The 13,058-nt window shown below is 56.8% G+C and carries 10 protein-coding genes; 9 read left to right on the forward strand and 1 reads right to left on the reverse strand.

Going from position 1 to position 13,058, the window contains the following annotated elements:
- The first annotated feature begins 70 nt into the window (after positions 1 to 70).
- The 5 genes from tssI (at position 71) to KQP88_RS25290 (ending at position 9,066) form a co-directional block, all read left to right on the forward strand.
- Positions 71 to 2,143 carry a type VI secretion system Vgr family protein gene (tssI, locus tag KQP88_RS14835; RefSeq protein WP_216703468.1) on the forward strand — a complete coding sequence of 691 codons (2,073 nt, stop codon included), beginning with the start codon at positions 71 to 73 and terminating at the stop codon, positions 2,141 to 2,143.
- Entirely contained in the window at positions 2,140 to 5,382 is a 3,243-nt protein-coding gene (locus KQP88_RS14840) for a hypothetical protein (protein WP_216703469.1), read from the forward strand. The genes tssI and KQP88_RS14840 overlap by 4 nt, the downstream gene beginning before the upstream one ends.
- A gap of 596 nt (positions 5,383 to 5,978) precedes the next feature.
- A complete protein-coding gene (locus tag KQP88_RS14845) occupies positions 5,979 to 6,623 on the forward strand; it encodes a hypothetical protein (RefSeq protein ID WP_216705967.1) in 645 nt (214 codons plus the stop codon).
- Positions 6,620 to 7,849 carry a Bax inhibitor-1 family protein gene (locus KQP88_RS25285; protein ID WP_253950490.1) on the forward strand — a complete coding sequence of 410 codons (1,230 nt, stop codon included), beginning with the start codon at positions 6,620 to 6,622 and terminating at the stop codon, positions 7,847 to 7,849. Before KQP88_RS14845 ends, KQP88_RS25285 begins: the two co-directional genes overlap by 4 nt.
- Complete coding sequence (locus KQP88_RS25290) at positions 7,846 to 9,066, forward strand: CidA/LrgA family protein (RefSeq protein WP_253950491.1); 1,221 nt, start codon at positions 7,846 to 7,848, stop codon at positions 9,064 to 9,066. Before KQP88_RS25285 ends, KQP88_RS25290 begins: the two co-directional genes overlap by 4 nt.
- A 19-nt stretch (positions 9,067 to 9,085) precedes the next feature.
- Here KQP88_RS25290 and KQP88_RS14860 read toward each other — a convergent pair whose 3' ends face one another.
- Positions 9,086 to 10,069: a TauD/TfdA family dioxygenase gene (locus KQP88_RS14860; RefSeq protein ID WP_216703470.1), complete on the reverse strand. Its 984-nt coding sequence runs from the start codon at positions 10,067 to 10,069 to the stop codon at positions 9,086 to 9,088.
- Between the two features lie 304 nt (positions 10,070 to 10,373).
- Here KQP88_RS14860 and KQP88_RS14865 point away from each other — a divergent pair, with 304 nt between their 5' ends.
- The 4 genes from KQP88_RS14865 to KQP88_RS14880 are packed head-to-tail and all read left to right on the forward strand — an operon-like array spanning position 10,374 to position 13,037.
- Positions 10,374 to 11,594: a PepSY-associated TM helix domain-containing protein gene (locus KQP88_RS14865; RefSeq protein WP_216703471.1), complete on the forward strand. Its 1,221-nt coding sequence runs from the start codon at positions 10,374 to 10,376 to the stop codon at positions 11,592 to 11,594.
- Positions 11,591 to 12,133 carry a thiamine pyrophosphate-binding protein gene (locus KQP88_RS14870; RefSeq protein ID WP_216703472.1) on the forward strand — a complete coding sequence of 181 codons (543 nt, stop codon included), beginning with the start codon at positions 11,591 to 11,593 and terminating at the stop codon, positions 12,131 to 12,133. The genes KQP88_RS14865 and KQP88_RS14870 overlap by 4 nt, the downstream gene beginning before the upstream one ends.
- On the forward strand, positions 12,130 to 12,468 hold the full coding sequence (locus KQP88_RS14875; RefSeq protein ID WP_198725756.1) for a hypothetical protein: 339 nt from the start codon (positions 12,130 to 12,132) through the stop codon (positions 12,466 to 12,468). The genes KQP88_RS14870 and KQP88_RS14875 overlap by 4 nt, the downstream gene beginning before the upstream one ends.
- A complete protein-coding gene (locus KQP88_RS14880) occupies positions 12,465 to 13,037 on the forward strand; it encodes a DUF6162 family protein (protein ID WP_216703473.1) in 573 nt (190 codons plus the stop codon). Before KQP88_RS14875 ends, KQP88_RS14880 begins: the two co-directional genes overlap by 4 nt.
- Positions 13,038 to 13,058: the final 21 nt, after the last annotated feature.

Below are 13,058 nucleotides of genomic sequence, written 5' to 3' on the forward strand. Positions count from 1 at the left end.
AGGCACGCTTTTTGACAGTCGTCCCTCCGCTCAACGGGCGTTAGTGCCCCTAAAGACGGAGGAACAAGGGATGTCCGCACCCGCCCATCAGGCGCATTTCAACCTGCACCTGCAAGACGTCAAACATGACTTCAAGGTACTGGCCTTTACCGGCACCGAGGCCATCAGCCAGCCCTTTGCCTTTGAGCTGGAACTGGTCAGCGAAGATCCGGCGCTGGACCTGGACGACTTCCTGCACCGTCCGGCCTTTCTGCAATTCGGCCCCGGCGACATTGGCGTACACGGCCTGATTGATCGCATCGCCCAGGGCGATTCCCGCAGGCGCCTGACCCACTACTCCATGACCCTGCGACCGCAGCTGTCGTACCTGGGCCACCGCATCAATCAACGCATCTTCCAGCAGCAATCCGTGCCGGACATCATTGCCCGGGTGCTGCAGGACCACGGCATCCTTGCCGACCGCTATCACTTCCAGCTCGGCCTGCCGTACCCCAAACGCGAATACTGCGTGCAGTACGACGAATCGGACCTGCATTTCATCCAGCGCCTCTGTGAAGAGGAAGGTCTGCACTATCACTTCCAGCACAGCAGCACCATGCACAAGTTGGTGTTTGGCGATGACCAGACTGTCTTTCGCAGGCTTGACCCCCTGAGCTATCGGCAGGACAGCGGGATGATCACCTATGCGCCGGCGGTCAAGCGTTTCAATGTTCGCCTGGAAACCCGTACCACTCGTACTACCCGCCGGGACTACGACTTTCAGAAACCACGAGTGCCCCTTGAAAGCGCAGTCGATCACCAGATCCTGCCGGACCTTGAGGATTACGATTACCCGGCCCGCTTCACCGACCGTGAGCGCGGCAAGCTACTGACCAGGCGGGCACTGGAACGCCATCGCCATGATTACCGCCTCGCCGAAGGCCAAAGCGATCAGCCGGCACTGGTCAGCGGTCACTTTCTGGACCTGACCGGGCACCCGCAGACAAGCTGGAATCAGCTCTGGCTGCTGACCGAAGTACGCCACGAAGGCCATCAGCCTCAGGTGCTGGAAGAAACCGCTGCTCAAGGACAAGAACCTGCCAGACAAGGTTATCTCAACACCTTCCGGGGCACGCCTTGGGACGTTTTCTACCGTCCGCCCCTTCGCCACCCCAAACCCCGTATTTCAGGCAGTCAGACGGCGATGGTCACCGGGCCGCAGGATCAGGAAATCCATTGCGACCCGCATGGCCGGATCAAGGTGCAGTTCCACTGGGATCGCGAGGGCCGGCAGGATGCCCGAAGCAGTTGCTGGTTGCGGGTTTCGTCCAGTTGGTCAGGTAATCGGTATGGCGCTGTCGCCCTGCCACGGGTCGGCATGGAAGTGCTGGTGACCTTTCTGGAAGGCGACCCCGATCAGCCGCTGGTGACCGGCTGCCTGTACCACGCCGAAAACACCCCGCCCTACGCCTTGCCCGAGCATCGCACCCGCAGCGTCTTCAAGACCTTGAGCAGCCCAGGCGGCGGGGGCTCCAACGAGCTGCGCATCGAAGACCGCAAGGATCAGGAACAGATCTTCATCCACGCCCAGCGCAACTGGGACCAGAGCATCGGTCATGACCAGAAGATCCATATCGGCAACGAGCGCCACGAGCGGGTCGAGGCCAACAGCTACAGCGAATTCAAGGCCGAGGAACACTGCACCGTCAACGCCGACCGCAAGGTGGAAATCCGGGCGAACGATCACCTGAGCATTGCTCAGGTTCAGAACATCAAGGTGGGGCTGGCGCAATTGGTCGAGGCCGGTCAGGAAATCCATCTCAAGTCAGGCGACAAGCTGGTGATCGATGCCGGTATGGAAATGACTCTCAGGGTCGGCGGCAGCTTTATCAAGATCGATCACAGTGGCGTCAGCATCAACGGGCCGCTGGTCAGGACCAATCAGGGCGACTGGCCGGGCATCGGGACAGAGGCGCCGCCCGTACTGCCCATCGCTCCCAAGGCGGCAGATACATCCCCATCCGGCAGAAAACCTCTGACCGTGCAGACCCAACCCAAAACATCCACCTCCAGCCAGGGGGCCGAGGCGCTGATCGTCGATGTCTGGGGCGATCCCGATCAGGGCAGCCAGGTGATTCTGCTGGGCCCGGAGGAACAGCCATGAAAACGTTCAACGACAAGTCCATTACTCAAGGCACCCGCAAGCATACCGAGTACCTCAATGATCAGCGTGCGCGGCTGGCTTTGCAGGTCCCTCGCACCGATGGCGGCGTGCTGCAAATCCCCCTGCTCCCCGATGCCCTGAGCACCAGAGAGGAAGAAAGCATTCAGCGCAATACGCTGCTCTCTGTTCTGCCTCTGGCTCGCCTTCCCGGTTATGACAAACCCAATGAATATCCCAGAGGCGGCCTGCCTCGGCGGGGGCGAATTTATGTGTTCTGGCGCGACGTCCTGTGGCGAGAGCTGGAAACCGATGGCCAGGGCCAACTGTTCGAGGTAGATATCGCTCACTGGCGAGCGGTCGCACAACAACTGGGCAATGCCGACAAGCGCGACCCGGTGGCCGTCAAACAGCAGGTGATTCTGCTGCCGATGCTGCTGCAGGGCCGCTTTGTCGCCGACCAGCTACGGATGGCCTACAGCGAACTGCCCTGGAGCTGGGAATACATCCAATGGCTTGAAAGCGACGCCAGCCGGATCAAGGCTCGCTCTCAGCATATTGCCCGCATCTGGGACACCGCCGTAGTGGGTTCACAGCATTGGAAGACCACACAGGCCAACCCGAGCCTACCGGTCAGCCGTCTGCGCAAAGGCCTGCGTGCCAGGGACTTCAATATTGAAAGCGCCATGGAAGACCCTCTGGATTTCACGCCGGATTTTGCGGCGTTCAGCGATGAAACATTGCTCAAACGCTTGCAGAGGCGTCAGGAGCAACTGGCGCAACACCTCAAACAGCAACCGCCTGCGCCACTGCCCGAAATGGAAGCAGGCGTCGATCTGCTGGACACTTACAAGCTGCGGGACAACACACATCTGGTCGCTCTCATTCTCGAAGACCCGCTGTTTGCCGTACGCCATGCGACTGCGCAGATACGCAACTGTGTTTCCTACCTGCAAACCTTGAATGCCCTGATTGCCTTCCAGCCCCACGGACAATATGCCCAGGTGCTGTACAGCGCCGTGGGCGGGGAGTACATCCACCTGAAAGGGCGGATTGACCTGCCCAGGTTTTATGAAACGGTGTTCGAGCAGGAACGCAAGTCCGGACGCAAATCGCTGGCAATGCATCTGACACGACTGGTCGAATTACTCGACAAGAAACTCCCCGTCGTCCTCATGGACTGGACTTATCGCCACGACGAGGCCTTGCTGGAACCCTACAGCCTGATGGCAGATGCTCTGGGCGCCCTCGAATACACGCCCGCTCAGGCAGATGCCTTGCTGACCGGCATGGATGTTACAGAGCTGGAACCCTCCATCAGGACCCTGGTCAAGAACGTGCTACAGGCCGAGCATCCGCTGGGCACCATGCTGCTGGCCACAGACACCGGACAACCGCCCGAACTGCTCAAGCGCCTGATTGCCCTGCGCGACCGCAATGAAGCACCCCGGCCAGAAGCCATGGGCCTGAGTACCCTGATGCTCAGCGCCTCCTTTGCAGAAAAAGTGGACTGGCCCGGCATAGGCAAGACCTTCGCGTACTTCATGGGCGACCTGCTGGATATCTTCGGTGCCAGCGTCGTGGCGCAACTCAGCCGGCTGTCCAACAGCAGCATACAGATCAAACTCGACCGGCTATTCATGCCGACCTTCAACACCCTCTCGACCCTCTCGACAAAGATGGCGGGCATCCGCCTGATGCCCATGGGCGAAGCACTGGCCGGCAACTATGTGGTGATCGGCGTTCAAGGCCCAGGCTTGCGCAGAGGCCTGACCGACAGCGAACGCAGCGAACTGACCCGCAAGAACTACCGCTACGCCACCCTGCACAGCCATTCCGGCGAAACCCTGGGCAGCACCAGCGCCAAAGGCCAAGGCAAGAACGCCCCGATGCTGCGCAATGTCACGGTGCTTGCTATCCCTGAGGGCCATCCCGAACTGACTCACTACAACAACTTTCGGGTGAACTTTGGAGCGCTGACGCAGGGGATGGAGAAGACCAAGGTGGTGCCTACGTCGATGGTGGGGTTTGCGGTTTATAACTTGATGGTGCAGCTTGAAGCTTTTAAAACCTTTGAGGCTGAGGGGGAAGATCTTCGCGGATTCGCAGGAGCAGGCTCTGCTGTAATGGATCTGCTAGTTGCCATAGGCAGCCACAGCAAACTTATTTTCGGTAAAACTATCGAAAACCACCTGACCAAACCACGTATCAACGTAGAGAAAATCTCGTCCCGCTGGGCAAAAAACCTCGAAAAACAAACAGGCAGTCCCAAGCTATCTTTTCTTCGTGCCTTTGGCGGCATAGCTACATTGATTAGTTCAACAATAAGCGCTTGGGACAGCTATCGAAACTATAACAAGGGTAATTACGCGCTATCGGCAAGTTATGCAACCATTACAGCGGGAAATTTAATATGGCTAGCCTATACCATAGGACTTACTATCAACCCCGTTGCGCTTTTGATCGGGGCAGCACTGGTTATTGGCGGAGCGGTGCTTGCCAATATATTTGATGACGATGAAATCGAAATTGCCGTACGTTATGGTCCCCTCGGCACAGATTCTGCTACCGAAGATTCACTTAAAGACTTTATACATCTAAAAGATCCGCTCATTGCCTACCAACAATTGTCAGGGCTCTTGGGCAAACCCAAAATCAGGGCATTACGGCTGGCCGATTGGCGCAGAGAAGCTTCAACACAACAACTTAAAGCGGTGCAAGAAGCCGATAAACAGCGTACACAACTGACAAACTCCAGAGCACAAACCATAAGCCCCGATAAATACGCTCTGGCCGACCAAGACTGGGTGGTCATCCTGAGCACACCCTTGCTGGGGATGATTAGCAATGACTCAAATCATTTCCAACTATTGGCCCATGAGTTTTGCTCTAACCTGGACACAGCCCAAGCCTACGCCTCAAAACAATATCACTGGCAAGCCACAGGTCAGCCAAAAGTGGCGGCAGTGCCTCTGGATGCAATCAGCATCCTGTATGTCTTGCCTTCTCTTCTTGAGCCCACTCTACCCAGCAGGCGCTTCATCAGAACTGAAGGACTGAGGATCTGCACCCAGATAGAACTGAACATAGAGCCAGACAGTCCGCCTCTGGTACTTCCGCAACCTCATCCCAAAAAGTGGAAAGCATTCACTCCCGCTCATCGCCGGGCACCGTTAGACAAGCCTCAAGCGGATAAAGCCCCTCTTTACTGGCAAGTCGAAACCATCGAGCACCGTCTATGAATGCCCATATTAATCAGCCCTACGCCAATAGCGCCTACCACAGCGACAGCAAGGAACCACTGCCACCACCAAGTTCGCATACCCATCTCAACCGCAATGGTCTGTTCGATACGCACCTTGCGTTTGGTCATTACGCCGGGCTGGACTCGGCTACGGAAATTACTCTGCAACTTGAATGCGAAGAGCATTTGATTTATCAGAAGCAAGAGGAGCGTGGTGAAAAACAGGAAGCATACTGCGATGCAAAACGCTGGAGATTTCAAAACTCCAGCAAGATTCCGCACTTGCTATTTGTAGCAAAACTTATGAGCTTTTCGCTTATATGGGGAATTTGGGGAATAGGAGTTTTCGGCCCCATAAAACCAGCACTAGGATATAAAACTATCGGTACGGAAATGGTCCTCCTAATCTCATCTACATCAGCCATCTTAATAGGCATATCTCTGGCTCTTTACATGACAGAAAAAAAATCCGCTCACTATATGCAATTTGCAGGATTCATTATCTGTGCCAGCCTTGTACTTTGGTTAAGAGGGAGCCTTTGGGGCAACAGCGAAATGCAAATTGCCTTATGGCTAGGCACCTTCCTCTACTTCATGAGCACCATCGGCTTCGATTGCCTGCTCTGGCTGCACAGCAAGGTCAGCCGCCACGACGGCAGTGAGTTCAATCGGGTAGACGGCATGGTGCGTTTCAAGCGGCGTTTCCGGCGTTTGTTTGTCGCGCCTTTTGAAGAGTTCGATCCGGTGCTGACATTGCTGCCCAGCGGTTACGGGTCCCATGACTACACGATCACGCTGTATCACCGTTACACCAACAAGAAGATCTATCTGGCGACCAAGATGCATTCACTGGGGCTGGACAAGGCCAATACCCTGGCGTTCTGGGATTGCCTGCAGCGCTATATGGACGTCACCCAACCGCTACCCGATTTACCGGTGCTGGAACAAAGCCGCCATCTGGACCCCGTCACCGCTGCCCACGACGCCAGCACCGGCCGCAACCCTCGCCGCTGGCGCGATCAGGCCCTGACAGGCTGGAAAACCTCGGGAGAAAAGAAACTCAACGAGCAATTGCAGAGCTATCCGTGGCAACAACAACCTTGCGTCATCAAATCCCGCCTGAGCGAAGAACTCACCATAGAAGCCTGGTACCGCGCTCAGGAAGCCAAGGGCATTCAAGCGACACCCAAGGCTGAGGACTTTGCACGGCGCGCTGATTACGACGAGTCACAGATATGAACGCCTACGCCACTAGCGCCTATCGCAGCGACAGTCAGAAACCACTGCCGCCACCAAGTTCGCATGCCCATCTCAACCGTAATGGCCTGTTCGACACTCATCTTGCCTTTGGTCATTACGCCGGGCTGGACTCGGCTACGGAAATTACTCTGCAACTGGAGTGCGAAGAGCATCGGATTTATCAGAACCAGGAAGAGCGTGGTGAAAAACAGGAAGTGTATTGTGATGCGAAGCGCTGGCGCTTTCAGAATGCCAGCAATATTCCACATACGTTATTTACATCCAAGCTAATCTGCTTTCCTTTTATATGGTTTTCATGGAGCACATGGATTTTCTTTCCATTCCTGGAAGAACTTGGACATGTCTATTCCGGCACAGGACTTACATTGTTAATAGCTTTTTTATCGGTCGTACTGATGTTCGGGTCTTTAACTTTGTACATGACCGAAAACAAGTACCTCCATCACGTTCAGATTTCTGGTTTTCTTATCTGCGCAACCATCGTCCTCTGGCTGAAAAGCAGCCTCTGGGGTAACAGCGAAATGCACATTGCCTTCTGGATAGGCACGCTCCTCTACTTCATGGGCGCCATCGGTTTCGACTGCCTGCTCTGGCTGCACACCAAGGTCAGTCGCCACGACGGCAGTGAGTTCAATCGGGTAGACGGCATGGTGCGCTTCAAGCGACGTTTCCGGCTTTTGTTTGTTGCGCCTTTTGAAGAGTTCGATCCGGTGCTGACATTGCTACCCAGTGGCTACGGGTCCCATGACTACACGATCACGCTGTATCACCGCTACACCAACAAGAAGATCTATCTGGCGACCAAGATGCATTCACTGGGGCTGGATCAGGCCAATACCCTGGCGTTCTGGGATTGCCTGCAACGCTATATGGACGTCACCCAACCGCTACCCGATTTACCGGTGCTGGAGCAAAGCCGCCATCTGGACCCGGTCACCGCCGCCCACGACGCCAGCACCGGGCGCAACCCTCGCCGCTGGCGCGATCAGGACCTGACAGACTGGAAAACCTCGGGAGAAAAGAAACTCAACGAGCAATTGCAGAGCTATCCGTGGCAGCAACAACCCTGCGTCATCAAGTCTCGCCTGAGCGAAGAACTCACCATTGAATCCTGGTACCGCGCTCAGGAAGCCAAGGGCATTCAAGCGACACCCAAGGCTGATGACTTTGCGCGGCGCGCTGATTACGACGAGTCACAGATATGAATGCCTACACCATTAGCGCCTACCGCGGCGATAGCAAGGAACCGCTGCCATCCCCCAGATGGTACGTCCATCTCAACCGCAATGGCCTGTTCGACACGCATCTTGTCTTTGGTAATTACGCCGGGCTGGACTCGGCTACGGAAATCACTCTGCAACTGGAGTGCGAAGAACATCTGTTTTATCAGAAGCAGGAAGAGCGTGGTGAAAAACAGGAAGTATATTGTGATGCCAAACGCTGGCGCTTTCAGAACTCCAGCAGAATTCCATATTTACTATTTGTATCCAAAATAATGAGTTTCTTCCTTATATGGGCCGCTTGGGGCACAGGAGTTTTTGGCCTAATAAAAATCGAACTGGGCTACAAAACTATTGGCACCGAACTCACATTCCTGATAGCACTTTTAGCAGTCTCGCTATCTATTACATCTCTTGCTCTGTTCATGACAGAAAAAAAAGCAGTCCATTACATTCAAATTGCCGGATTTTTTATCTGTGCAACCATCGTCCTCTGGCTAAAAGACTCTCTCTTCGGCAACAGCGAAATGCATATTTCCTTCTGGATAGGCACCCTCCTCTATTTCATGGGCGCCATCGGTTTCGACTGCCTGCTCTGGCTGCACAGCAAGGTCAGCCGCCACGACGGCAGTGAGTTCAATCGGGTAGACGGCATGGTGCGTTTCAAGCGGCGTTTCCGGCGTTTGTTTGTCGCGCCTTTCGAGGAGTTCGATCCGGTGCTGACGTTGCTGCCCAGCGGTTACGGGTCCCATGACTATACGATCACGCTGTATCACCGCTACACCAACAAGAAGATCTCTCTGGCGACCAAGATGCATTCACTGGGGCTGGACAAGGCCAATACCCTGGCCTTCTGGGATTGCCTGCAGCGCTATATGGACGTCACCCAACCGCTACCCGATTTACCAGTGCTGGAACAAAGCCGCCATTTGGACCCCGTCACCGCTGCCCACGACGCCCGTACCGGCCGCAACCCTCGCCGCTGGCGCGATCAGGCAGTAACAGGCTGGAAAACCTCGGGAGAAAAGAAGCTCAACGAGCAATTACAGCGCTATCCCTGGCAGCAACAACCCTGCGTCATCAAGTCTCGCCTGAGCGAAGAACTCACCATCGAAGCCTGGTACCGCGCTCAGGAAGCCAAGGGCATTCAGGCAACACCCAAGGCTGAGGACTTTGCACGACGCGCTGATTACGACGACTGACAAAATGAAAAAGCCCGAATCACCTTGCCGATTCGGTATGCCCCTTGGCCATGGCCACCACCACTTTGCGCTTGCCGGTAAAGGGTGAGCGCGCATGGGCCGAGAGCATGTTGTCCAGCATCAGGACGTCGTTTTCCAGCCAGGGAAAGCTGACGGCGCACTCATCGAGCACGCCACGGACTTCTTCCAGCAGGCTTTCTTCGATGGCTGAGCCGTCGCCGTAGTAGACGTTACGCGGCAGGTCTTCTTCGTCCACCACGTCGAGCAGGGTTTCGCGGACTTCCGGCTGCAGGTTGGAGATGTGGAACAGGTGCGCCTGGTTGAACCAGACCATGTCCTGGGTCACCGGATGACGCGCCACCGCCTGACAGATCTGCCGGGTGCGCAGTTCGCCATCGTCTTTCCACTCGCACTGGATGTTGTGGGCGCGGCAGTAGGCTTCGACAACGCTTTCGTCTTCGGTGTTGAACACCTGACTCCAGTCCACATCCAGGCCGTTGCCGAAGTTGCGCACGTACATCAATTTCTTTTCGACGAAACGGTCACGAATGCGTGCCGGAATCCGGCGATAGATTTCACGGCTGTCGGCGATGGGGGTTTCGCCGCCGGTTTCGGCAGCAATCATGCTGTAGAACCAGATGCGCATCGGCCATTCCAGGGTGTAGGCCTGCTCGTTGTGCAGGGGAATGCTCTGGTGCGCCGGGTATTCGGTGGAGGTGTAGACGCCTTTGGTCACGTTGCTGCGCGGCGTCGAGCCGAATTCATAAGTGAGCAACGGATCGCCAAACCCGGCGGCAAATTCACGGAACGCTTCCGCACCGCCGACATTGAAGCCGCGGAACAGAATCCCGCCGCTGCGGTAAAGATGCTCGGCAACCAGTGGTTTGAATTCGCCCAGGGCTTCCATCAAGTCCAGGCCCGGCTCGGGAGCCTCCACCAGCAGGGGCAAAGTACCGGCCCCGGCCTGCAATGGCCGGATATTCAAACTCAACGCATGACTCATGATGACTCTCCCTTGATGGCAAAGCGTGCGAGCCCCAACGGCCTGACGCTACACCGACGTCCTGATTTAACGTACCCGGCTACCTGAAAATTAGGCCTTTCCCACAGAAAAACAGCTCATTCCCGGCACTTGAAACATTTACTTTCATTTAAGCGAAAGAAATAATTACATCATTTGCATTCTCATTCGTCTTTATTAGATGCAGCGGCAGCATCGGCCAAAAGCCATGACCGTTTTCAGCAAAAAAGAGCCCGCGCCCCTCACCAATGGCCGCTCTGACACCGTGAATCGAGACCGTTCCCCCATGTCAAAGAAGTCCCGCTCAAAAATCTGGTTTCTCGTCCATAGCTGGCTGGCACTGCCGATCTGGTTTTTCGTGCTGATCGTGTGCGTGACCGGCACGCTGGCGGTGGTCAGCAAGGAAATCATGTGGCTGGCCAACCCGGAGATGCGTGCCGTCAAACCTTACGATGACGCGCCGCGCCTCACCTTCGAGCAGATCAGGGCCACCATCGAGCGTAACGAGCCGAACCTGATCATCGGCACCATGATGCAGCCGGACGGTGAATATTTCGCCCTGAGCGTCAATGTCACCTACCCCGACGGGCGCTCGGTGCCGGCCTATGTAAACCCTTACACCGGCCTTATCCAGGGCGTCACGCCAGCCTTCGACTTCCGTCGTTTTACCCGAGCCCTGCATGGCTGGTGGCTGGTGCCGTTCACCAACGGTTATTCCTGGGGCTGGTATCTGGTATCGATCCTCGGTCTGCCGATGCTGGTGTCGCTGATCACCGGGCTGGTGGTCTACAAGAAGTTCTGGAAAGGCTTCCTGAAACCCACACTGCGCTTCAAGCACGGTGCGCGGATCTTCTGGGGCGACTTTCACCGCCTGAGCGGCATCTGGTCGATCTGGTTCATTGCCGTGATTTCCATCACCGGCACTTGGTTCCTGATCCAGGCCCTGCTCTGGGATAACCAGATCAGCATTTCCAGCAAATCCCAGGCGGCGTCCATCATTCCCCACAGCAGCGTGCCCCTCACCGCTGACGGCAGCCCTGCGCCGACCATCAGCCTGGACAAGGCCATCGAAATTGCCAAACAGCGGATTCCCGGCCTGGAAGCCAGCTTCATCAGCCCGCCCAGCAATGCCTACGCCAACATGGAAGTCGGTGGCCGCAGCTGGTATCCGCTGATGTACCAGACCGCCGAAATCAACCCGTACAGCGGTGAAATCGCCACGTCGCACCTGCTGTCGGACCGCAACAAGCTGGAGTTCGTCACTGAATCCATGCGTCCGCTGCACACCGGCGACTTTGGCGGGATCTGGATCAAACTGATCTGGGCCTTCTTTGGCCTGCTGTTGAGCATGATGGTCCTCAGCGGCCTGCTGATCTGGAGCAAGCGCACGGCGCTGGCCACCCTCAACGCCCTGAAACGCGACGCCAAGGCCGAACAGGCCGCAGCCAGGAAACAACAATCGCCGCGACCGTCCCTGGCCACCGAAATCCCGGAGAACACCCTGTGAGCAAGGCCGCAACCGTACAACCCGTTTCGACCCTGGGGCGCCTGTGGCACAAGTGGCGTTTCCATATCAACATCCTGCTGGTGCTGGTTCCCCTGGGTTTCATGCCCAAGTACTTCGCCGACGATGCCCTGCTGCGTGGCGACAAGGGGCTCGGGCAGCGGGAGCTGGGCACCGTTCAGGTCGGGCCATGGAGCATGAAGCTGGCCGAAGAGCGCAATGAAGCACCGATCTTTTCCGGCGCCTCGGGCTACATGAAAAACTTCAATGCCTCGCTGTGCGAAAGCTGCGCCGATCAGGTCAAGGCGACGTACCTGCGCATCGGCAAGCCCCGCAGCCTGCGCACTGCCGGGGTGATCTTCTTCGGCGTGGCCTATCGCATGACCGCGTTCATGCAGATCCCGGAAAACACCGACCCCGATCAGGACCTGTGGATCACTATGGAAGGCTGGGACGGTTCCGTGCATCAAACCTCCATTCCTCTGCATCAAGCCTCACCTTCGACCGTAGCCTGGCTGAAAAAACAAGGAGCCAAAAAGTGATCGTACGCTTCCCGTTACGCCAGTTGGGTATCAGCGCCCTCTTCTTGCTGAGCGCCGGTTTTGCCGGCAACGCCCTGGCGCACAACCCGATGTGCGAGTGCAAACAGATCGACGCCGAGCAGATCCGCTGCACGGGCGGTTTTTCCGACGGCAGCGGCGCGCCGGGAGTGACACTGGACGTCATCGGTTATGACGAAACCATTCTGGTGCCCGGCAAGCTGGGCGAGGATTCGACCCTGACCTTCAAGCGCCCTTCCGCCGAGTTCTATGTGCTGTTCGATGCAGGCCCCGGCCACGTCGTGGAAATCGACCAAGCCGATATCGAGGCCCCATGAGTACATCAACCCGACAGATCGTCCGCCCGGCCGGTGCCGGCCATGAAACCCTTTACGTGCTGCTGTTGTGCCTGTTGATTCTGGGTGTCGCGGCCACGGTGGTGGGCCTGCGCGGCGAAAATCACGAAGTGCAGACCGTCGCCAGTCATCAACTGGATGCCCGACGCGACTTGAGCGCCGCCGAGCAAGGTATCTACGCCGACCTGCGCGTGACCCTGGACGAAATCCGGCTGCTGACCCAGGAGCAACAAGAGCCGATTACCCCTCAGCAACTGGCCGATGAAGGCTTTGCGCCCTTTGCCCGGGACGCCAGTTCCGTGAGCCGTGGCAATCATGCCTGGCAAATGGTCGGGCACTCTTATCTCGGCCTGAGCCCGATGCCGACAACTGCCGGATCCTTCCTGCTGCGCATCGAAGCCGATGACAAGACCGAAGCCGATATCTGGATCACCCGCAAAGACTCGCCAGCCGTACCCACCGACCTCAGCGAACAGGCGCTGATCAGCGCCGGCTGGCAGCAGGTCGTCGCGCAATTCGATGCCGGGGTTACCCGCCAGCATCAACACTGAACCCACGCATTCACTGAAAAG

This window comes from Pseudomonas lijiangensis (genome assembly GCF_018968705.1).
Lineage (GTDB): Bacteria > Pseudomonadota > Gammaproteobacteria > Pseudomonadales > Pseudomonadaceae > Aquipseudomonas > Aquipseudomonas lijiangensis.